Genomic DNA, 22137 nt, shown 5'->3' on the forward strand with positions numbered 1-22137 from the left:
GCTTAAAAATCAAATTATATTCACTGTCTTTACTGTCTGGTGCCGGGTTTTTCCAAATAATTTCCTGTTTTTCCGGCTAAAATAAGTATATCCGGGGTTCTTATTCCTTATATTTCGGGTAAATCAGTTTTTCGTAAAATGTTCTGCATCTATTTATGGGTTTTTATTCTCTGAAGATTAAGATATGTTATTTACATCCCTTTTATATATTAATAATCCTGTGTCCGCGTGGGATTTTTGAGGGTGATGTCAGTTGAAACTGTTAATGGTGGATGAAGAACCGGAGATACTGGAGCTTGCCGGGTTTTATCTCAATAAATTTTCATTTTATGATATAGATGAAGTATATTCTGCTGACAAGGCTATTGAATGCCTTAAAATTAATAATTATGATGCGATAGTCTCTGACTACGAGATGCCTGAGATGGACGGTCTGACTTTTCTCAGAAAAGTGAGGGAGAGCTACCCTACTCTGCCTTTTATTATCTTCTCCGGAAAGGGAAGGGATGAAGTGGTCATTGAAGCCTTCAGGTTCGGGGCTGACGGCTTTGTACAGAAGGGCAGGAATGCAATGGCAAATTTTGCAGAACTCTCACATCAGATTGAGATAGCGGTTGCGAGAAACAGTGCCCAGGCTGATCTTAAGGTCAAGGAGCAGGCTATTGAGAGTTCATATAACGGAGTATTTCTTGCAGATGCAGATACCCTGCTGCTGACATATGTGAACCGGTCGGGACTCTCACTTTTTAATTATGCTGATAAATGTGAGATGATTAAAAGGCCATTGCATGATTTCCTTGAAATTCCGGATGAGATTGATATTGCAAGTGATATTCTCTTCCGGGTGAAGGACAAAGGCGGTTTTGTGGGGGAGCTTAAAGGGAGAAGAAAGGATGGTTCTTCCTTTCATCTCCGGATTTCAATTGATATGATTGCTGATGAGGCGACAGGAAAGGATCACCTCTTCGGAACATTTGTGGATATTACTGAACAGAAGGAGTATGAGAAAGAATTTCTCTCCTATATTACCGAAGCTGCGAGAAGAATCCGCGAGCCTCTCTTTCATATATCAGGATCTCTTGAGGCGGCTGCTTCTTCTGATACTGATGACCCTGAAAAATTAAGGCTGATGCTTCTTGTTCAGAAGAAGAATGCCGACCAGGTGATTGAGAATCTCAATGAGCTAAACCAGGCGATTACAAAAGCGAAGGATTACATTCCGGATGAATATCTTGAATATCTGTTAAGGTGAATTTTGTCGGGCATTGATGGTTTTATTAACGGAGGGGGGGCAGCAAAGGTAGTGCTGACTCTGACTCAGGCAGAAAACCTTGCAAATGCAAACTGTGAGATTATAAAAAAATCGGCAGAGGCCGGCAACAGGTCCATAGTTATTACAATGAACAATCCCTCTCCTCTTCTTAAAGATCTCTACAAGTCAAAAGATATTGATATTTCAAAGGTCTTTTTCATAGATGCAATCACAAAATATGCCCTTGGCAGCCTTCCGGGTGACATTGACAACTCTGTCTTCATCACAAGCCCGTCCAATCTTACAGATATTGGTATTGCTGTTACAGAGATGTTAAAGGAGAATCCGGATGAGAGGACTATTGTTCTCCTTGATTCTGTTAATACCATGCTCATCTATATGCCTACCCCGACTCTGACGAAATTCATGCATTTTATGTCCAGCAAGTTAAGGCTTATGAAGAGTACCGGCTTTTATCTCTCTGTTAAAGATGGGCTTGATCCTATCCTTCTGATGCAGCTCAAGACTTTTTCAGACGGGACTGAAGAGATCTGAGTTGTCTCTGTCAGATCGTAATTTTACCGGGAGATTCTGATTGTCTGAATATATCCGGTGTGCTTATTCTGTGGTGAACTACCTCTGGGCTAAAGAACAAGGGCATTTACGCTAAATTTTTTAAAAAAAGGGTCTGGTATTTCTGTTTAAATGAAAATTTCTTCATCTAATCTTGTCTCTTATCTCATCATTGCTTCTTCATTCATCACTTTTGAAGCTCTCTTTCTCTTCTTTTCTGATGGCTGACTCAAAGCATTCTGATGCTTCCTGGAATTTACCGAGGAATGTCAGGCATTTTCCTTTCCTGTACATCGGTGATGCATCCCTGTGGTTTAATTCTGTGCATCTGTCATATGCCTCAATTGCCCCTTCATATTTGCCTATGTATTCCAGTGCCACCCCTTTTCCAAACCAGGCATTTGAATCCTCTGTGCCGCTTTCAAGTGCTTTTTCAAAGGATTTTCCTGCTTCATTGTAGCGGCCGATATTTATAAGGAGCATTCCGCGTGCATTCCAGAGAGCTCCGCTTCTCTTTCCTGTTCTGATTGCATTTTCAAAGCATTCAAGTGACTCATCGTATAATCCAAGTCTTTCAAGAGAATTTGCCTTAATTACAAAGGCCCCTGTGAGGTCATGTTTCTCTTCAAGTATTTTATCTGCAAACTTGATGGCCTTCTCATATCCTCCCATATGCATCTGTGCAAGGGCGCACTGGAAGTAGCTTTCAGCGTCCGGTCCTGCACCCTCAAGGGCAGTTCCGAACTGGACAAGTGACTCTTTGTAACGGCCGGAATTAAGCATTGATGAGGCAAGGCCGAGCCTTGAGATGCGATCGCGTTCATCGGTCTCAAGAACCTTTGTAAATGCATCAGCTGCCTCTTCATAAGAGGCAAGCCTTGTGTACATCTCTCCCCTTATTCTCCAGGCAATCGGGTTTTTGGGGTCATGTAACTCAATATTTTCAGCTGCTTCTATTGCATCCTCATATCTGCCCATCTTAACGAGAAGTTCTGTGAGGTTTATCCAGGTGTCTATATCCCTGTCATTGTCTTCAAGCACTGCGGCATAATGTCCTGCTGCAATTTCAAAGTCCCCTGCTCTCTCACAGACTGATGCAAATGCCAGTCTTGCTTCAGTATCGTCATTGTCTTCTTCATCTTTAGTCTCGATATATCTGCTGAAGGCATTTCCTGCGTCCTGATAGCGGTTTGTGCCGGCAAGTGCAAGTGCCCTTCCCCGCATTACTGCGATATTCTCCGGATCTTTTTCTGCAAGACCGTCAAAGATCTCAGCTGCTTCGTTATAATGGCCCCTTCTTGTGAGCAGAAGTCCGGTTTCAAGCAGTATTCCTCTGTCGTCCGGCCTCAGTTCTGTTGCCTTTTCAAGTGATTTTACGGCCTTTTCATATTCGCCGGTCTTTTCAAGGGCAACCCCTAAGTCTCTCCATCCGACACCATCGTCTCTGTTTGCCCTTACGTAGTGTTCATATGCCTTGGCAGCCTTATCGAATTTACCCAAGGATTTTAAGTCTGTTGCAAGTGCAAGGGCGGCTCCTGTTCTTTCAGGCTCTTCTTCAAGAACAGTCATGTATATGCCGGCCGCTTCCTCGATCATACTGTTTCTGTCAAGAATCCGTGCCTTCTGGATCTTCAGGGTATTGTCCGGTTCAATCAGTTCTGAGAGGTTATTGACTGCATTAAGTGCCTCCTCATAACGGCCGAGCAGTTCAAGAAGGTCAATGTATTCTCTCCATGCAGTAATGCCTGCTTTTCCTGAATTTATTACTGGTGTGAGGCATGTGATGGCATCCTCAAATAAATTCAGTGACATGAGGACTGAAGCTTTTTTGGAGAGGGCTTCGTTGTCATCCGGAAGTATTGTCAGTATCTGGTCAAAGCTCTGTATTGATTCCTCAAACAGGCCGAGTTTGATCTGGCTGTCTGCCCTTCCCTTCCACATCATTACATCGTTTTCATCAAGGTTTAAGGCGGAATCAAAGCATTCAAGGGCTTTTTTATAATTGCCTGTCTGGTATGTTGCAGTGGCCTTCTTATCAAGTGAGTCCTTATCCTCCGGAAATTCGAGTATTATCCTGTTTAAGGCATCTATTGCGCCTTTGTAATTTCCTGTGGCGGTTCTGGAGTCGGCAAGGAGCCGCCATGCGTTATAGTCGTCCGGATTCTTCTCTGTTATTGCCGAGAAGCACTTTTCCGCGTGTACATACTCTCCAAGGTGCATCAGCGCTTCTCCCTGGATCATGAGCAGTCTCTGTTCCCTGATGTCTATTGTATCGTCATCAGATCCCTGAAATTTCTCTTTTTCAAAGAGGCTGAGTTCTCCGTCACTGCCAATCCAGTTTACAAATCCTGCATTGTTGCCTTCCATTACCTGTGAAAAACTGACTGCCGCTTCACTGTAGCGCCCCAGCCATGAGAGGCAGATCCCCCTGTGGTACCATGTGGGTGAGTTTGAGGATGCGGATTTTAACACATTGTCAAAGCATTCAACAGCTCTTGAGTAATCTCCTATCTGCTCTAAGGATATACCCATCATGTGCCATGCCTGGATGTTTTCAGGTGCCCTCTTTACAATTATCTCAAGGGCATGAGATGCTCCGATGAAGTCCCCGTTCCAGTACAGGTCGCATCCTCTCCTGAATGATGCAGAAAGGTCATCAGGGTTTTCTGCCATTATTGTCCTGTAGATCTCTGCTGCCTCTGAATATTTTCCGCACTGTTCATAGATTCCTGCACGGCTGTATGCGGCAGTCAGATCTCCGGGGGCGGCGTTCATTGCATTTGAGTAAAAGATCTCTGCTTCGTCATATTTATTCAGAATCTCCAGTACCTGGCCGGTTTTGATCATTGCAGTGACATTTCCGGGATCTAATCTGAATACGGCTTCAAAGGCCTCAAGAGCGCGGCTCCAGTCAGATGTCCGCATGCAGAGGTTTCCAAGGCGCTCCCTGAGTAAAATATTGTTCTCATCATTTTCGAGGAGTTTTTCACAGCATTTTGCCGCATCTGCAAAATTTCCGGTTGATTCATGTGCCTCTGCTTTTTTGTATATTACATCAATGACCGATGGGTCCTTTGAAAGCACCCTGTCATAGCATTGTATGGCTCCTGAAAAATCTCTCCTGTAATAGAGGGTATTTCCAAGTGACTGCCATGCTGATATGTTGTCCGGAGATGCAGCAACTGACCTTTTGAAAAATCTCTCTGCATCTTCATATTTTCCGGTGTGCACAAGGGCTGTGCCCATCTTAAAGCAGAGTTCCCCGTTTTCAGGCTCTATTTCTATGGCCTTTTCAAGGTTCTTAGCCGCTTCTTCATATCTTCCCTGTTCAAAATTTGCTGAGGATTTGTCAATCCAGGGGTTAGGGTTGCCCCCCTGGCCAATTAATTTGTCAAGAAATGCCATTTATTCTTCCAGACTCCTGTTATGTTATGTAATGTTTCTGCCGGAATTTCTGTTCATGCAGTACCTGTTTTATGGTTCTCTCTGCTCAAATAATGTAGGATTTTTTGTGGGTGTTATAAATCTTCACTGAACCAGAAATTCCTGCAATATCATAGAGATTTATTATCAGTTCTGTTATGTTAATATTAGTCATTATTGTTATCTTATGTTTGGATTCTGGTATTACCCCGGACATTATTCAGGGGATATTTGTATTGTCATGATTCCGGTTGTTCTGTCATGAATCATTTAAGAAATGGTTCTGCTATTATGGTAATAATAATGCCCTGATAATGCTCTGCCTGGCAGGTTTTAGTGCCGTTATCTTTCTTCAGATGGTAAATGTCCGGTGTAATCCGGTATTGGTCCACTTTATGTCTGTATTGTGGTGGCTGCACTATGGACGCATAGTATCTGATGGGTGATGGATACTGTTGTGTAACAGGTATTGGTGAGTTATTGATAGATAATTATTGGAAAATAGTGTAATGACAACTATAAAAGAGCAATTCAATTACATGAGGAAAAATGGATCTGTAAAACCATGTGGTCTGGGGAAGACCGATTGGGGGTTATGGTTTTACATCTCCGGGTGACTATCCCGGCATTTGATTGGGGGGGATATGAGGGTTATTTTAACGTTAAATGATGATGGGGGTGTTTGGGGATTGATCATGGGGGTGTAACGAATTATAACCATCTATTTTGCCGGTAATCGGATATGTGATTAAATTTAAAATTAATAATCACCCTGTGCATCCTCATGCACAATTATCCGTGTGTTGTATTCCTATTTATATTTTTCTAATATAGATGATCCAATCATCTTATCCATATCATTGTCTAAGGGAATGTTATATCAAATAGTATTAATATCTCAAAAAATCAGTTTTATACTATGGATTCAGAACCCTCGGAGCTACCGGCAATTCTGGAGATTTTAAAGGAGAATCCCCGTGGAATGTCTGTTAGGCAGATTTCCGAGGCAATAGGGATGAACAGGGTTACTGTAGCGCGTTATCTTGATGTACTGCGGACTTCAGGCCGTGTCGAGATGGTGCCCTATGGTCAGGCAAAAGTATATTTTTTATCTCACCGTGTCCCGATAAGTGCTCTGCTTGACTTTTCATCAGATTATGTGATTGTTCTTGGAAATGACAGAAAGATAGTTCATGCGAATTCAAATATGCTTGAACTGTTCGATTTAAAGCTCGATGCTCTCTCCGGAGTCTATATTGATGATCTGATGTCTCCGGATAACGATGAAAAGAGCCTCAGACCGTCTATAGATGCTGCTCTTGCCGGCCGGGAGGTCACAGAAGAGATCTGCATTCAGAAAGGCAGTGCCGACATCTGTTTTGAGATGAAGATCATTCCTGCTGTATTTGAGGATGGTGCACCGGGACTTACAATTATCTTTCATGATATTACAGAGAAGAAGAGGACAGAGGAGATGATACTGATTCAGCGTGACCTTGCCTGGCAGTTATCTGCCACGCAGTCATTAAGTGTCGCCCTTCCGCTCTGTATCAGAACCGCAAGGTATATTCTGAACATTGAAGCCGGTGGTGTTTATCTCAAAAATGATGAGACCAATGACTTTGAGCTTGTATATTCTGAAGGTTTAAATGATCTCTTCAGGACAAAGATTGGCACAATAAAAGCCGGATCACGCCTTGGAAGGGATATAATGTCCGGCAGGCCGATCTACGGGAAAACCGAGGAGATCAGATTCGGAGATGATGTCGCTGATATGCTGGTTGGAACGGGGCTTAGATCTCTTGCAATCATACCTTTGCCGGACAATGGGAAAGTTATCGGCTGCTTTTCACTTGGTTCGTACGTTCTTGATGATTACAGCAAATTCAATAAGCGTGAGATAGAGACACTTGCAACATACATTGGCAGTGTCATTTCAAGAATAAAGACTCAGGAAGATCTCAGGATCAGTGAGAAAAAATATAAGACTCTCTTTAATTACTGTGAAAATCCTGTATTTGTTCACAAGTTCAGGGATAACATAAGAGATCCGGGCCGGATAGTTGAGGTAAACAGTGCCGCCTGCGCTGGATTTGGCTACAGCAGAAATGAGCTGTATAATATGTCAATTCTGGATCTGGACTGCCATTTAAGTGATGAGGGTTTAATATCAGTTATTGATGACCTGAAACATGAAAAAGTTGCAGAGTACAGGACCATATACCGCAATAAGGATGGGATTGAAGTGCCTGTAAATGTCAGGTCACATCTCTTTGATTTTGACAAAAATTCAGTGATCCTCAGCGTTGCAAATAAAAATATAATATGATGACGGGTGTTTTCATCCGGAATTTTAATATTAACTGTTTTTAGTGTCTGGTTTTTCGAATATATTTTTGATGAAGGATTATTAAATAATTCACAATGGTTGTTTGTATGAAAAGAAATCTTGAGGATATTCTCCTGTCCACCAAAGAACTGGGTCATATGGAGGAGTTGTTATTACTCCGGAGTTCTGATATGAAGGATGCATCTGCGGATAAAATTTTAAATGAGGTTATTCATCCGACTCTGGAAGACCTTGAATTCTTTCTGCACTATTATCTTGTAAGGGATTATTCTGAGAAGAGACTTAAGGAGATTATCTCAGAATGGATTGATGCACAGATGAAGAAAGGATGAAATATCTGAAATTTTTCCGGCTGAAAAAATGTAAATTCTGTCTGCTGATCACCTGAGTTTATCTTATCGGTCAGCACCTATGCCTCTTTAAGTTTCAGAATAACTTTAAGCCCTTTTTTGTAATCTCCGGGGATTCTGTCCGTAACTTCCATACTTCCTCCAAAGGATCTCATTATCATATCTGCGGTTGCAAGCCCAAGACCTCTTCCCCGTCGTGAATCAGACCCTTTCTGAAATCTTGTCAGGGCTGTCTTTTTAATTCTGTCTTCAATGCCTGGGCCGTTGTCGCTTATGGATATTATTGCTGTTCCATCCTTCTTCTCTGTATTTATACAGATCTTTATGCCATCTCCACCGTATTTTATGCTGTTTTCAATGAGTATATCAAGGACATCTGCCAGCATCTCATCGGCATTTACAGTAATCTTCTCTGTATCTGCTTTTATCTCTGCACTGGTATGCCTTTCAGCTGCATTTCTGATTACAGGGTTTAAATTTACAGGATGGAAGTTCCTGTTTTCATCGTGGACCATTCTGATCCTTGAGACATTCTCAATAATTCCTGTACTGTGTCTGATTCCGGCCAGCATCTTCTCAAAGAAGGGTTTATCTTCTTCAGATGCAGTTTCTGTCAGGAATTCTGCATAACCAAGTGCTGCGGTGTTTGCATTATTTATGTCGTGTGTAAGGATGTCAAGGTAGAGATTTGACTTTTTGTTTGCGATGTACAGATCGGAATTGAGTTTTTCTATCTCTTTTTTTCTGTTGATACTCTCTGTAATATCATTTAAGTTAAGAATTATGTCATCTTCGGAGAGAAGTGATACATTTATCAGTCCGTAATTCCTGTCATCCTTCGCAGATTCGATCTCATAATTTTCAAGTGAGCCTGAAATGTCAATCTCTGCAAGTATCTCTGTGTATTTTTGATCATCCACGATTTCAGTGATATTCTCTGTATCTGCTGCAATATTCCATGAACTTATAATCTCAGTAAATTTATGGTTTTTTTCAGTGATTTTCCCGGTATGTCGGTCAATTAGGGCAATTCCACCTTCTGAGTTTTCAAATATTCCGGAAAACTTCATTTTGTCTGATTTTATCTTATCTGATATCACTGAGACTGTTATGGATATGCTGACATATACGTAAAACTGCATTGTGGCAGAGACAATGCCTTCAATTCCGGGATATTGGGCTGCGTATATTATGAATACATATGCAGCTGAGATTAATGTTGAAGTGATGACCCCTTTTTTAGGGAAAAAAAACGAGATCAGGATTATCGGAAAATATAGTATGTGGGAGACAACTATTGTCACATTGTTAAAGAAGAGAAGGTACGTTACTTCCATTATAAGAAATAAGGCAACAACTATGCCTATCGGTCCCCATCTCCAGATTATTTCCTTTTTCTCTTCATTATAAAAGGAATTTATCATTGGGTAAATGTTGGCAAAAGAAGTATAATAAGGCATTTAATGTGATATATTTCTGCAATCTTCCAAATTATCTGCTGATTTTTTCTCTGAGCAGTCTGTTCTGATATGGAAGCAGTATTTTCCGGTTTCGCGAAATTATTCCTGCGGGATATTACAGTGTGAACTACGCCAGACTTTCGGAGGGAGACTTCCCGCTTTATCTGCTAAAATTGGGTCTTTCAGGGTAAGTTCAGTCATAATTGTCTGAATTATTTTTGAATCATCCCTAAATTTCTGAAAACTCTTTTCAGGTCTGATTTTTTTGCCGGATATATTCGGCATAGGCAGCAAGACCTAAAATGCCGTCTGTTGAGGGGTGGACTTCCATAATATCTGCAATATCTCCGGTTTTGACACCCTTTTCTATCATATGTGCAAGGTATGCACTCACCGGCCCTGATGATGGTGAGCCAAGGTACATGCCGCAGATTTTACCGTCCTCTTTTCTGTATTCAATCAGCGCCCGCCCTGTATTTCTCTCAGATACTGACCAGAATGATCCGGGTCCGGAAGGTGCCGGCATTGCCATCTCCATACATTCATCAGGGTTTTGTGAGCAGAAGGAATGTTCATATCTCAGTTTTACAGACTGAGGAAGTACGGCCGGAAGTTTTTTTGGTATTCTGCCAAGCATTGCATCGGCTGCAATGCTTCCCTCTGCCCTTGCAAGTGGGGTGAGATACGGCCCCCCTGTGACATCGCCTGCGGCAAATACTCCCTTCACTGAGGTCTCCATCCTCTCATCGGTTATTATTGCACCGTTGTCCCTCTTATCCGGGCCATGTATCATTGCCGAACTGGGTATAAGTCCGGTGGCGAATAAAACGGCATCTGTTTCTATATGAACTCCGGAATCTTTCAGAAGAATTCCGTCTGCCCTGCCCTCTCCGGTGATCTCTGCCGGAGTTGCGTTTTCAGTGATGTTTATCTTTTTAAGGTCTTTTAAGGCACTTTCAACGCCTGTATGCGGCATGCCCTTTAAGAGACTGCTTCGTGCAATAATATCTACTTCTGCACCAAAAGAGGAGAATATATAGGCATATTCTGCGGCAATCACGCCCCCGCCTATGATTGATATCCTCTCCGGAATATCCTTCAGGCCGGAGATTATCGTATGTGGGTTATATACTCCGTTAAGGTCTGCACCCGGAATTTTTGGGACAAATGGTTTTGAACCGGTTGAGATGAGCATCTTATCCGGATAAAGGGTCTCCTTTCCGGTATAGACCTCCGGGCAGTTCACCTCCGCTTCTGCGTTCAGAATCTGCACGCCGGCATTTTCTGTCTCTCTCTTCAGGATGCCGGATATTGTGGCATGTATCTCAGTCATCTGCCTGACAGCATCCGGGTAACTGACTGAAATATCTCCTGATATTATGCCGAGACTCTGAAACCTTCTGTTATCATCCAGATGCCTTGCGATCTCATTTAGGGCGCATATGACCATGCATCCCTGATGGAGGCACTGCCCCCCAAGAGGGCCTCTCTTCTCTATGAGAATTACCTCTTCTCCTTCAGATGCAAGTTTTATTGCCCCATACCTGCCGGCAGGCCCGCCCCCGATTACGGTTATCATATTATTCTCCTGCCTGTTCAGAAGAGTTCTACTCCGTCATCCATTGGTTCTTCCAGGAATTCTCCTGTGAAGGCATTGATCTCAACAACTTTGTCTCCGCGAATCTGTATGACAGGAAGATAGACGAGCATAATTTCGGTTGAGACTGTCTCCTCATCCGGTTTTACTTCCTTATCTTCGTAATATATTGTATCCCCTTCGGTTGTGCTTACCCTGACACTCTTTGTCAGTTCCTCCACGAAATCCTGTTTAATCCCTTCTGTTATCTCTTTTTTGTTGACATGGGGCTGAATTATTTCAGCGGATTCTGGAATCCTCTTCTCTTCAACAACACTGAAATTCAGCTCCTCATCCTCTATAAGGGCTTTTTTTCCGGAGACTGCATTTACAAGCCCGAATACTTCTGCATTGAAGTCAATAATATAGCTTTTGTATCTTTTTTCGCCACTGCTTCTGCATTCGTAGAGATAATGGGGGATATAAAGCTTTTTTAGTGTCCCTTTAATTCCTGCAATACGCCTGGCTTTCTCGTCACTGATTCTTGACGGAAGAAGTGGTAGTTCGGGTGCATATTCGTCTGATTTTTCCGAACCGGAAGAATATGGCGTATATCCTGTCTTTTTTACGTCTGTCTGAAGTTTGAGGGCCAGTTTTTCATCAAGGACATATGCAACAACGGCCTGCCCGGAATACTTTGCAAGTTCCTGGTATGACCATATGATGCAGTTGTCTGCATGAACATTGGGGTTCATTGTGAAAATTATCTTTTTGCACTCAGTTTTCCCTGATTCCAGTTCTATGCGGAATATTTTATTGTTGAAATTATTTATCCGGTCTTTGTCATCTGAGCATAACACAACGATACAGTCATCATCAGTATATGCAGAGAGATCAATCTGTTCGTTTCCTTCTCCTGCCTCATATCCTGCACTGTTCAGAATCTCACTTATGGCTTTGACTGCTCTTTCCCTGATCATTTATATCCTATCTTGATTTGAAACGGAATTATTGTTTCTGTTGAATATGAAATGCCACTAACTGCTGATGCATTCGGCAATATGCTGTTTTGTGATGTGGCTTGTTATGTAATACCAGTAGGTATTGAAGAAGCGTACAAATCCGTTTGATTCTGAAAAAAGAGCATTCGCCCGGTCATCAGGAGGATCCATTGATACAAGGACCTTTGAATCATCTACAATGCAGATGCCTGCATATTTTCCCTCAAGTTTCATCTCAGGTTCAATATCTTTCTCAATAATCCATATTGTACAGTTATCCGGTATTTCCCCCTTCCACTCATTGGTAATAATGGTTGCAGAGGCCTTCCTGTCCGGAGAACTGAGTATCTCTCTGAGATTTCTGCTTATTATGTCATATCCGAGAATAAGTCTGATCTCATTTTCTGCTTTTGAAATAATTTCTATGGTTTTTGCAGTAATATTTTCATTGCCATAAATTGTCCATATCAGCTCCTGCTGTCCTTTTTCGTGTGATTCCCGCCTCTCATAAATTTTGTTTAATTCCTCTTTTGCACACTCAGCATCCTTTTTTATGCTGCTCAGAAGGGTTTTTATCGCCTCATCCGGACATGCGGCAGAGAAACGTTTTGGTGTCGTATTTGATACGGCTGTGATATTTTTATTCAGCAGTTTATCAAGGACGGGATATACTGATGCACGCGGTACACCGGATATTTCATGTATTTCTGTAGCTGTTGCCCCTTCAAACCTCAGGAGGGCTATATACACAAGCGCCTCGTATTTTGTAAGTCCGAGGGATTTTAGGGATTCCGTTATTCTGGCAGTCCTCTCTAAAGAGTCGTTCATTAGCATAACCATATATATGGCTGACTCTATTTAATGTTGTCACAAAAAGAACAACAAATGTTCTGTTAATAAAAATATAGAGGATAATTGTAAATGAAGTTAAAATACCTATTATTTGCCTGTCTTATTATTGCGGCATGTGTAATTATGCCGGCAGCAGCCGGATCAAAATACCTCTCCGGAGAACCTGAGATCAGCCTGGCAATATCGGGATCAAATGAATACTCACCCGGAGATGACGTTACACTGACCGTTATTGTCCAGAATTCCGGCATGAAAAATGTGAAGATTATTCAGTCAGATATCGTTGACCGGGATGATAATCCGGATACTGCAAAGATGGTCAATGTCGGCATTGGTTCCGGTGATGCACCTGTCACAATAAAGACTGATTCTCAGATGATTGGAGACATTGCCGGCGGTGCGACAAAGAGTGTCTCATTTAAGATGGAGGTTGACAGATATGCAGAGGACGGAGAATATAACCTTATCGGAGTTGTAAAATACAAATATCTCTACTTTGCAGAACAGTCCGGCACAGATGCCATCACATACTACTGGAAGGATGTAACTGAAGAGATCCCTCTTAAAATAACTGTCAAGCCTAAAATTGTGATTGAAGTCTCAGATGTTAAGACCGATTCGATGAATGTGGGCACTGAGGGCTACATCACAATGAATGTGAAGAACATCGGGTACGAATCCGGTAAAAATTCCGTCATTATAATCTCACAGGACGGAACAAGTGCTGTTATTCCTACTGACTCCAGTGTATTTGTCGGTGATTTCGCACCCGGAGATGTGAAGTCTGTAACCTTTAAGGCATCAGTTTCAGAAAATGCCGAGGCAAAGAACTATCCTCTGCTTGTATCTGTTGATTATAAGGACTCAGACGGTAAAGATCAGACCTCTGACTCAGAGACCGTCGGAGTTGATGTAGGCGGAAAGATCGATTTTGAGATTGTCTCACCTCCGACAGTTCTTCAGGTGGGGGACAAGGGCACAATTGAGATCGAATACAAAAACACAGGTGCTGCAACGGCATACAACGCCAAGGCACGTATCAGTGCGGTTGATCCCTTTACAAGCAATGATGATACCGCATATCTTGGTGATCTTGCACCTGGTGAGACATCAGTCGGACGTTATGAGGTCACAGTTGATTCAACTGCGACTGTTAAAAATTACGGGGTTGATTCTGAGATAAGGTACCGCGACTCACTTGACAACTCACAGATCTCCGATTCAATGAAGGCAGAGATTGAGATTACAGAGAAGTCGGGTATGTCGGTTCTTACAAGCCCTATAGTCATTACACTTATTCTTTTCGTCTTAATCGGGGCAGGGTATTTTGTATTGAAACGTAGAAAGAATTAGTAATGGATATGATCAGGGATATTCCTCTCCCGAAACCTAATGTCAGGTCAGCAGAGGATATGAGGTCTGTTCTGTATAATGCAGTATCCGCAGAGAAGGACAGACCCCTCTATTTTATGTACCGCTCACTCTCCAAGAATGAAGAGGACGCTAAGTGGCTCATTTCACATAAGATCAGGTATGATATTACAGAAATTCCTCCGGGGGAGATCGGCGGGGAATATGTAAAGACAAAAGGTCATTATCATCCTGATGCACCTGACGGACTTGGCTATCCTGAACTGTATCAGGTGCTATCCGGAAATGCGCACTATCTTCTGCAGAATAAGGATTTATCCGAGGCTGTTCTGGTCTGTGCATCGGAGGGCGATTTTGTCCTTATTCCGCCCGGTTATGGTCATGTGACAATAAATCCTTATGATGAGGTCCTTATTATGGCAAACCTTGTATCTGATAAATTTTCAAGTGAATATCTCTTTTATGAAGAGATGCACGGTGCGGCATGGTATGAGACAGAAGACGGATGGATTAAAAATCCTGCCTATGATAATGTTCCTGAACTTAAAGTTCTGGAGAGGCCAAATGAATATCCTGAGTACGGCATTGTCCGCGGCAGGAATATCTATGGCCTGATAGGAACGGATTATCTGGGATTTTTAAATAATCCCTCCCTCTTAAACGGAAACAGAAAATTCTTCTGAATTCCTCTTTATTATTTTACGGCAGAAAATAAGTTTATCTCCGGAATTTCTTATGTGAAATAATGGTTTGTTGGTTATTGTGACTGCCGGGCCGGGTGAATCTTTCCGATATTCAGAAGGTTTGGAGCACCTGTGCGCTTATGGGCGGAATTTACAATCATTTTCAGTATTGCTTCCTCCTCATCGTTTCCGGCTTTCCATCCGTTCTCTTCAAGATTTTCTATTGCTTTGTCAATCGTATCATATGAAAATCCCAGTTCCTCTTCATCAGACTGCCCTTTGTATAACCCTGCTGAGGGTTTTTTCTCAATTATCTCCTCTGTCACACCGATCTCATGGGCTACTGCTCTCACATTCTTCTTTAAGAGATGGAGCAGCGGCTGAATGTCTGCCGAGTCATCGCCGTGCTTTGTCGAGTATCCGAGGAGGTATTCGCTTCTGTTCGAGGTCCCGCATACGAGGGCATTATCCCGGTTCGCAAAATAGTACAGTGTTGTCATCCGGATTCTTGCCATTAGATTGCCACGTAGGTAGTCTGTATCCTCATAGCCGGGAAGTCTCTCAAAAGCCTTCTGTATATCTGTTATCGGTACCACTGAGAAGTTTATACCAAATTTTTCACAAAGGGCCTTTCCGTCCTCAATATCCTCTTTTGGAGTTACATCTGACGGTAGCATATACCCATAGACATTCTCCCCGCCGATTGCCTTTGCAGACAGACCTGCTGCCACTGCCGAGTCGATTCCCCCCGATATTCCTATAACTATCCTGCTTTTGCCTGCCGACCAGATCGTATGTCTGATCATATTCTCAATCTTCTGGCATTCACAGGATATGCATTCCTCATTCATGTTAATCACTCTCAAGAATATTCATAAGTTTTTTCAGTGAAGCAGAGTTGCCATAGGCAAGAACTGAATCTCCGGTGTATATCTCTTCGTTCTCATCCGGCCGTACAACCGAATGGTTTTCTCCCTCTATACCGATAATTTTTGCCCCTGTGAGTTTTTTAACTCTTCCCACCGTGTACCTTCTTTTGCCTTCTCTCTTCTTCATGACAACCCTGTTTCCCCCCGGAAGATCGATTAAGACAGATACACGGTTTTTAATCACAATGTCTGCGGCAAACTGCCCACCCATTGCGGGCAGCAGTGCTACATAGTCAGCACCGGCCCTGTACAGTTTATCAACAGATTCCGGATGGTTTGCCCTTGCAAGTATGTGGATTTTGGGATTTAGGTTTCTGGCAAGAAGGGTTGTGAATATATTTGCCTCGTCATCGTTCACTGCTGCCACAATTACATCTGCTTTTTCAATATTTGCAGTTATAAGGGCTGATTCGTCCTCGGCATTGCCCTGTATTCCGAAATCCTCGTCAATTTTTTTGTCTATTACAACCGCATTTACACCTGAGGAGTTGAGGTTTTTATAGATTATTTTGCCGACATCTCCGTAACCTGCAATGACTGCATATTTTTCCGGGTGAAAAGAGCATGCAAATTCTTCATTTAACAGCCTCTGTATGGACTCCTCCCTTCCGGCGACAACAATGGCATCTGATCTCTCAAGTGAAACATCCTCTCCTGAGAATGCGTAAAATTTACCTTTTTTCCATACAAATACAGGATCTACCCCATATCTGCTGAAGAGATTTAATTCGCGTATTGTGCGTCCGAATGCAAAGCAGCTCTCAATAATCGGGATATACACCAGTTTTAGGGGGTTCTCCTCCCTGATGGATACTGAGCTGCCTTCTCGTTTTGATGTCTCATATATGATGTCAATGACCGGGGTATTTGAGGCATGCCTCCCGAATATATTGCCCAGATAGTTTTTGGGAGAGATGACATAATCCGCACCGGCATAGACGAGGTACCTCTTGTACTCCAGAAAGTCAATTATAGCCGTGATCTTTGCCTCTGTCATATCCCTCATGCCAAGTATGGTGGTTGCTGCTGTCTTTTCATCCGTACTGATGATTATGTGCAATGCCTCTGCGGCATGAACTGCTTTCCAGGTATTATGCCGGTTATACTCACCGCATACGACTTTTACTGATTTTCTGTACCGGGCAATGGCATCCAGTGCCCTGTCCCTGTCACACTCAAGAAGGACTATCTGAAGTCCTGCCATCATAATGCCGTCCACTACTGACTTTGTGATCTCATTATGTCCGACAATGATGACATGGCCGGAGATTTTTCCGGAGATGACTGCCGGCGGTACCGGCTGAAGAATATCCTGGAGATAGGGTGCGATGGCTGCCGGAATTATCATAAGTACGGTGAAAACTCCGGTTGCCATTATAAAGATGAGTATCAGTATTGTAATCTGGTTTTCAACCGGAAAGAAGGTCACAAGGTCATAGCCGACGGTTGTCATCGTCTGGATGACGAAGAGTGCTGATTCGGCAATCGTCAGGCGCTGGTTTTCAAGAACCGGTATTGCATAGTAGAGAAGAAGTGTATATGCAACGATCTGGATTATCAGAAGTTCGGAATAAAAAAAGACCTTCCTCTTGTAAAAATGATTCTTTAAGAGATTTAAAAGCCTGAATTTTTTTGGCATACTACTCTCCCTTCAGTTCCTTTAATATCCCGCATACCCTGCAACTGCCAAATACCGGCTCGCCGCATGTGGCACAGGTTTCTGCTCCGGTGCTGTCAGCCGGAATTCCGGATTTGAACTTCTCACCGAGGTTTAGCAGTGCATATTTTGTTGCAGGGTGGCCGTAGTTGTACTGGTTTAAAATGCCTCTTACATCTGCTCTCAGAGCGTTATAGGAGTACGGGCATCCACGCTCTTCATAACCTGTAGTCTGTAATCGTGCATAGAGGGCCACCTCCCTTTCAGGTATTGTCTTAAAGGGTTTAATTCTTGGCAGCATGCCTTCAACCGGCTTTTGTTTTCTGAGCAGTGTCTCGGCATCGCCTCTTAAGACATTCATCATAACAGACTGCGCTTCATCATCAAGATTAAAGCCGTATGCTATCTTTGTCGCGCCGGCATCCCTTGCGGTTCTGTTCAGTAACTGTCTTCTCAGAACCCCGCAGTATGAGCATGAGTTTATATCTCCCTTCTTCTGTACAATCTCATCGAGGGTGATGCCAAAATGCTCCTTAAACGATGCTGTATGGAATTCCACACCTGCCTGCTCTGCAATGCTCTTGCATATCTGCGTGCTTCTGTACCCGGAGATCCCTTCGTCTATTGTTACTGCCGCTATCTCTACATCCCTTCTGATGCCAAAGGTTTTTGTAAGGAAATAAAGGAGGGCTGTGCTGTCCTTCCCGCCCGAAAGTGCGACAGCTATTTTATCGCCGGATTTTATCCAGCCCTCCTTTCTTATTGTCTTTTTTACCTTTGTCTCCAGATCGATGGTGAAATGATCCTCACATAGGTGCAGTCCGGAATATCTCTGAAAAAGTACTGCATCCTGTCTGCATTTTGAACATTTCATGTAATTTTCCAATCAATTTTATCCCCATAAACAGATAAAGCGTGTATGTAATATGCCTCTTAGTGCAGATGATATCCGGACACTCCATAAATATGACGTTGCTGTTCTGCTCTCGATTGAGAAACAGATGAAGCGCTACAGTTGGGTGCCTGAGGAAAATATCAAAAAATCAACCGGATTCTCCGCTTCTGAGCTTGAATTCAGACTTGGGAGAGTTATGGCGAAGGATATGGTGAAGAGCAGCAGCCTTCCATATGACGGTTACCAGCTTACATTTAAGGGATATGATGCACTTGCCGTATCCGCGCTTGTAAAAAGAGATACAATCTCCGCGCTTGGAACACTCATAGGTGTTGGTAAGGAGTCGGCGGTCTATGAAGCGCTTGGCATGGGCATGGTTGTGCTGAAGATCCACCGGATAGGTCAGCGCTCATTTCAGTCTGTGAGGCTTTCAAGGGATTATATGCCGGAATGGAAGCATTTTCCATGGATATTTGCATCTACTGAATCAGCAAAGAGGGAGTTTGAAGCGCTGAAAGTTCTTCAGAAAGGCGGGGTTTCTGTGCCGGTGCCGCTTGCAATCAACCGCAATGTGATTGCAATGACACATATTCCGGGTGTCAACCTCAACCAGTCAGTCTTTGAAAGTCCAAAGGATGCAGAGGTTGTGCTCGATGAGATTCTTGAGAATATCAGACTGGCCTATTCACTTGGATATATCCACAATGATCTCTCTGAGTACAATGTCATGGTCAGTGAGAAGAATGTCTGGGTGATTGACTGGCCGCAGTGGATAGATCCTCTTCACCCCAATGCCGAAGAGATCCTGAAGCGTGATCTTGGAAATATTACCGGGTATTTCAAGAAGAAGTACAGGATTGATATGAGTGTTGAGGAGGCACTCTTAAAGGTGGTCGGTTGAAGGTATTCGGAATTGATGTGGTCAGGGGTTCTGTCAGTTCAGGGACAAGGAGGCCGTCTTATGCACTTATTATCCGGAAGGATAATGAGGAGGTATTCTCAGGTGAGGTCACCTTATTCCGCCTGATGAGGCGTATCGTCTCGGAAAAGCCGGATATTTTAGCGGTGGACAGCATCCGGGAGATCTCTAAGGACCAGTCTGAGCTTGTCGCCCTGATGCAGCAGTTTCCGACAGAGACAAAACTTGTACAGGTGACCGGGGGCGAGAAACAGCAGACCCTTCAGGTGGTTGCCAAAAGGTACAATATCAAATTTAAGAACCGTTTTGATCCCTTTGAAGAGGCAGAGGCTATCGCCCGGATAGCTGAAGCCGGTGGCGGCTTTGAGGTGCAGGTATTTGAGGACTCATCCGATATTGTCATCTCAAGGGGCCGATCTCCCGGCCGTGGGGGCTGGAGTCAGAACCGTTATGTCAGAAAGATACATGGCGCTGTTCTGAACAAAGGCCGCGAGATTGAGGATACTTTAAAGGAATCCGGCCTGAAGTATCAAAAACGGGAATTTAAAGGGTATGGCGGATGTAAGCGGGTTGAATTTCATGTCAGTGCCGGAAGGGGGGATATTCCCCCGTCTGGCGGTGGCGGTGCTGATGTTCAGGTTAAGGTTAAGTCAGGACGGCTGGACAGAATCCGGTATGTTCAGCTCACAGGGCGAAAAAAACATCTCATTGTGGGCATAGATCCGGGCACGACATTCGGCTTTGCCGCACTTGACTATGAGGCTAACCTCATCGCCTTAAAGAGTTCAAGGCAGATGTCAGTCGCAGACTGGATTGAGGAGATTTCTGTCGTCGGAAAGCCGGTCATTATTGCGACTGACAAGTCACGCATGCCCTCGACTGTGGAGAAGATTAAGAGGGCATTTAGTGCTGTTCCTTTCATTCCGGCAGAGGAGAAGAGACAGGAGGAGAAATATTCGGTCACCTCCGGGTACAGCTATTCCAATGATCATGAGAGGGATGCCCTCTATGCAGCCCTTGAAGCTCATAAATTTTTTAAAAATAAGTTCCGGAATATTGAGAGGAAGATCCCTGCCGGCGTTGATCTTGAGCTCGTCCGGACAGGGCTTATCCGGGGCATGACTCCTGAACAGATTCTGGGGGATATCCTTCCGGAATCTGTGGATAAGAAGAGATCTGAAGTTTTGGAAGGTGATCTCTCTGCCGGAAAAGACCCGAAAATATCACAGCTTGAGGGCATGGTCAGAAATCTGAAGGATTATGCTGCTGAACTGGAGGAGAAGCTGGCCCAAAAGGATGCTGAGATAATCTCACTTGAGAAGAGGCTGACCTCGGAGAGGAGTGAGCGTTCTGAGGTCAGGAAGAGGGATGCTGAGATTGAGCTTCGTGAGAGAAATATTAAGACGTTTAAGAAGAGACTCAGAAGTGCTGAGCGGAAGAATAAGAGGCTTTTAAAGCAGATTGATCGTCTGAAGAGGTTTGCTGATGTCCAGACCGGAGAGTTCATTCCTTTCAAGGTTATCCCGTCTCTGACGAAAGATTCCCTGAGGCTGCTTGAGGATGAATTCGGGATAAATGAAGGTGACATCATCTATGCCGGAAATACGGGGGGATGGGGCAGTACTGCAGTTCAGATGCTCTCTGAATCATCTGTGCAGGCCCTCATTGCCGGAAAAGATGAGGATTTAAAGCTTAAAGATGCTCTGCGTGCCTTAAACATTGTCTTTATTGGTGCCAGGGATATAAATCTCAGCCTCAGGGGCAAATTCGGTTATCTGCTGAGAAGTGATCTTGAATCGGCACTCCTGTCGTGGCAGAGCGGTCAGGAGAAATTCATGAAGTCCAAATCTGAAGAGATGCTTGAGTCAATAGTTATGGAATATCAGAGTGAGAGGAGAAAGGAGGTCTGGCGTGGTGGATGATCGGGACCTGTTACAGGTCGTAAGTGGAATTATTGGTAAGGAAAGGACATCGGATGACTGCTGCATGATAAAGCTGGGTGATGAAAATATCATTCTCTCGACTGATATGCTTCATGAAAGCACAGATTTTCCGAAAGGTATGACTGACTGGCAGATTGGATGGATGTCTGCTGCTGTAACGCTCTCTGATATTGCCTCCTGTGGTGCAGTGCCGCTTGCAGTTCTTCTTGCAGCGGGGCTTGATGAGCCTGAGAGGATTTCAGGTATTACGCTTGGTGCGAAGGACTGCTGTGAGAGATTCGGGGCTGAGCTTGCCGGAGGCGATATTGATTTTCATTCTGAGCTTACCATAGTCACAACCGGAATCGGCAGGGTTGAGGATGAATATTACAAATCCCGGAGAGGTGCTAAGCCGGGTGATATTATCTGTGTGACGGGTACTCCCGGCTGTGCAGGCGCTGCACTTGAGGGTGCTCTGAGATACTGGAAGAATCTGGTTGAACCTCTTCCGGCTGTGCGTGAGGGAAGGCTGCTGGCAGTTGCCGGAGTTTCATCAATGATGGATGTCTCTGACGGCATTGCCTTATCGCTCTATGACCTCTCTGAGAGTTCAGGTGTCGGGTTTGAGATATTTCCGGATAAGATTCCGCTCTCCTCCGGAGTTTCTGCTGAACTTGCACTGCACAGCGGTGGCGACTTTGGCCTTTTATTTACATGCGGAAGAGATATCCTGCCGGTATTGGATGTGGATTATGCAGAGATAGGCGTTGTTACAGATTCAGGAGAGGTTCTCTGCGACGGTGTTCCGGTTGAGAAGAGGGGCTATTCACACAGCTGGATAGATGGGAGCTGATCTGTACGAAATGCAGGATATTGTTGTATATCTCTGTTTTTCCGGCTTTTCTCTCTGACAGAATAATTGTG

At 43.7% G+C, this 22137-nt stretch carries 17 protein-coding genes; 9 read left to right on the plus strand and 8 right to left on the minus strand.

Annotated features, from left to right (window positions below; translation table 11 throughout):
- Positions 1-265: 265 nt before the first annotated feature.
- Together L6E24_RS08880 and L6E24_RS08885 are read left to right on the plus strand one after the other, a co-directional pair.
- On the plus strand, positions 266-1252 hold the full coding sequence (locus tag L6E24_RS08880; protein ID WP_257741629.1) for a response regulator: 987 nt from the start codon (positions 266-268) through the stop codon (positions 1250-1252).
- Positions 1253-1255: 3 nt separating this feature from the next.
- On the plus strand, positions 1256-1807 hold the full coding sequence (locus tag L6E24_RS08885; protein WP_257741630.1) for a DUF7504 family protein: 552 nt from the start codon (positions 1256-1258) through the stop codon (positions 1805-1807).
- Positions 1808-2005: 198 nt separating this feature from the next.
- Here L6E24_RS08885 and L6E24_RS08890 read toward each other — a convergent pair whose 3' ends face one another.
- On the minus strand, positions 2006-5230 hold the full coding sequence (locus L6E24_RS08890; protein ID WP_257741631.1) for a tetratricopeptide repeat protein: 3225 nt from the start codon (positions 5228-5230) through the stop codon (positions 2006-2008).
- Positions 5231-6167: 937 nt separating this feature from the next.
- Here L6E24_RS08890 and L6E24_RS08895 point away from each other — a divergent pair.
- Positions 6168-7577: a PAS domain S-box protein gene (locus L6E24_RS08895; protein ID WP_257741632.1), complete on the plus strand. Its 1410-nt coding sequence runs from the start codon at positions 6168-6170 to the stop codon at positions 7575-7577.
- A gap of 107 nt (positions 7578-7684) precedes the next feature.
- Positions 7685-7930, plus strand: a complete 246-nt coding sequence (locus L6E24_RS08900; protein WP_257741633.1) for a hypothetical protein — start codon at positions 7685-7687, stop codon at positions 7928-7930.
- A 77-nt stretch (positions 7931-8007) separates the two neighbouring features.
- Here L6E24_RS08900 and L6E24_RS08905 read toward each other — a convergent pair whose 3' ends face one another.
- From L6E24_RS08905 to L6E24_RS08920, 4 genes are all read right to left on the minus strand, one after another.
- Positions 8008-9408 (minus strand): sensor histidine kinase, encoded by a 1401-nt coding sequence (locus tag L6E24_RS08905; RefSeq protein ID WP_257741634.1) that lies wholly within the window; start codon positions 9406-9408, stop codon positions 8008-8010.
- Between the two features lie 250 nt (positions 9409-9658).
- Positions 9659-10987, minus strand: coding sequence for an FAD-dependent oxidoreductase (locus L6E24_RS08910; RefSeq protein ID WP_257741635.1), 1329 nt, complete (start codon positions 10985-10987; stop codon positions 9659-9661).
- A 17-nt stretch (positions 10988-11004) separates the two neighbouring features.
- Positions 11005-11964, minus strand: a complete 960-nt coding sequence (locus tag L6E24_RS08915) for a hypothetical protein (RefSeq protein ID WP_257741636.1) — start codon at positions 11962-11964, stop codon at positions 11005-11007.
- 57 nt (positions 11965-12021) lie between these two features.
- Complete coding sequence (locus L6E24_RS08920; protein ID WP_257741637.1) at positions 12022-12813, minus strand: TrmB family transcriptional regulator; 792 nt, start codon at positions 12811-12813, stop codon at positions 12022-12024.
- A gap of 93 nt (positions 12814-12906) precedes the next feature.
- Here L6E24_RS08920 and L6E24_RS08925 point away from each other — a divergent pair, with 93 nt between their 5' ends.
- Entirely contained in the window at positions 12907-14190 is a 1284-nt protein-coding gene (locus tag L6E24_RS08925; protein ID WP_257741638.1) for a COG1361 S-layer family protein, read from the plus strand.
- Positions 14191-14192: 2 nt separating this feature from the next.
- Positions 14193-14891, plus strand: a complete 699-nt coding sequence (locus L6E24_RS08930) for a glucose-6-phosphate isomerase family protein (protein ID WP_257741639.1) — start codon at positions 14193-14195, stop codon at positions 14889-14891.
- Between the two features lie 74 nt (positions 14892-14965).
- Here L6E24_RS08930 and L6E24_RS08935 read toward each other — a convergent pair whose 3' ends face one another.
- Genes L6E24_RS08935 through L6E24_RS08945 form a run of 3 tightly spaced genes read right to left on the minus strand, consistent with a single transcriptional unit; the run spans position 14966 to position 18351 of the window.
- Positions 14966-15742 (minus strand): NAD+ synthase, encoded by a 777-nt coding sequence (locus L6E24_RS08935; protein ID WP_257741640.1) that lies wholly within the window; start codon positions 15740-15742, stop codon positions 14966-14968.
- Position 15743: 1 nt separating this feature from the next.
- Positions 15744-17459, minus strand: a complete 1716-nt coding sequence (locus L6E24_RS08940; protein WP_257741641.1) for a potassium channel family protein — start codon at positions 17457-17459, stop codon at positions 15744-15746.
- 1 nt (position 17460) lies between these two features.
- Positions 17461-18351 (minus strand): TIGR00269 family protein, encoded by an 891-nt coding sequence (locus L6E24_RS08945; RefSeq protein WP_257741642.1) that lies wholly within the window; start codon positions 18349-18351, stop codon positions 17461-17463.
- Between the two features lie 52 nt (positions 18352-18403).
- Here L6E24_RS08945 and L6E24_RS08950 point away from each other — a divergent pair, with 52 nt between their 5' ends.
- From L6E24_RS08950 to thiL, 3 genes are read left to right on the plus strand one after another with little or no spacing between them, the layout of a single operon-like run.
- Positions 18404-19273 carry an RIO1 family regulatory kinase/ATPase domain-containing protein gene (locus L6E24_RS08950; protein WP_257741643.1) on the plus strand — a complete coding sequence of 290 codons (870 nt, stop codon included), beginning with the start codon at positions 18404-18406 and terminating at the stop codon, positions 19271-19273.
- On the plus strand, positions 19270-21213 hold the full coding sequence (locus tag L6E24_RS08955; protein ID WP_257741644.1) for a DUF460 domain-containing protein: 1944 nt from the start codon (positions 19270-19272) through the stop codon (positions 21211-21213). The genes L6E24_RS08950 and L6E24_RS08955 overlap by 4 nt, the downstream gene beginning before the upstream one ends.
- Positions 21206-22066 carry a thiamine-phosphate kinase gene (gene thiL / locus L6E24_RS08960; RefSeq protein WP_257744008.1) on the plus strand — a complete coding sequence of 287 codons (861 nt, stop codon included), beginning with the start codon at positions 21206-21208 and terminating at the stop codon, positions 22064-22066. The genes L6E24_RS08955 and thiL overlap by 8 nt, the downstream gene beginning before the upstream one ends.
- Positions 22067-22137 lie beyond the last annotated feature (71 nt).

Origin of the sequence: Methanoplanus endosymbiosus (assembly GCF_024662215.1) — an archaeon.
GTDB lineage: Archaea > Halobacteriota > Methanomicrobia > Methanomicrobiales > Methanomicrobiaceae > Methanoplanus > Methanoplanus endosymbiosus.

Bases quoted from the DNA above. Each gene is read 5' to 3' on its own strand.
- L6E24_RS08910 (WP_257741635.1), bottom strand. From the start codon at position 10,987: ATGATAACCGTAATCGGGGGCGGGCCTGCCGGCAGGTATGGGGCAATA.
- L6E24_RS08880 (WP_257741629.1), top strand. From the start codon at position 266: ATGGTGGATGAAGAACCGGAGATACTGGAGCTTGCCGGGTTTTATCTC.
- L6E24_RS08920 (WP_257741637.1), bottom strand. From the start codon at position 12,813: ATGAACGACTCTTTAGAGAGGACTGCCAGAATAACGGAATCCCTAAAA.
- L6E24_RS08940 (WP_257741641.1), bottom strand. From the start codon at position 17,459: ATGCCAAAAAAATTCAGGCTTTTAAATCTCTTAAAGAATCATTTTTAC.
- L6E24_RS08945 (WP_257741642.1), bottom strand. From the start codon at position 18,351: ATGAAATGTTCAAAATGCAGACAGGATGCAGTACTTTTTCAGAGATAT.
- L6E24_RS08925 (WP_257741638.1), top strand. From the start codon at position 12,907: ATGAAGTTAAAATACCTATTATTTGCCTGTCTTATTATTGCGGCATGT.
- L6E24_RS08915 (WP_257741636.1), bottom strand. From the start codon at position 11,964: ATGATCAGGGAAAGAGCAGTCAAAGCCATAAGTGAGATTCTGAACAGT.
- L6E24_RS08930 (WP_257741639.1), top strand. From the start codon at position 14,193: ATGGATATGATCAGGGATATTCCTCTCCCGAAACCTAATGTCAGGTCA.
- L6E24_RS08950 (WP_257741643.1), top strand. From the start codon at position 18,404: ATGCCTCTTAGTGCAGATGATATCCGGACACTCCATAAATATGACGTT.
- L6E24_RS08935 (WP_257741640.1), bottom strand. From the start codon at position 15,742: ATGAATGAGGAATGCATATCCTGTGAATGCCAGAAGATTGAGAATATG.
- L6E24_RS08905 (WP_257741634.1), bottom strand. From the start codon at position 9,408: ATGCCTTATTATACTTCTTTTGCCAACATTTACCCAATGATAAATTCC.
- L6E24_RS08900 (WP_257741633.1), top strand. From the start codon at position 7,685: ATGAAAAGAAATCTTGAGGATATTCTCCTGTCCACCAAAGAACTGGGT.
- L6E24_RS08890 (WP_257741631.1), bottom strand. From the start codon at position 5,230: ATGGCATTTCTTGACAAATTAATTGGCCAGGGGGGCAACCCTAACCCC.
- L6E24_RS08895 (WP_257741632.1), top strand. From the start codon at position 6,168: ATGGATTCAGAACCCTCGGAGCTACCGGCAATTCTGGAGATTTTAAAG.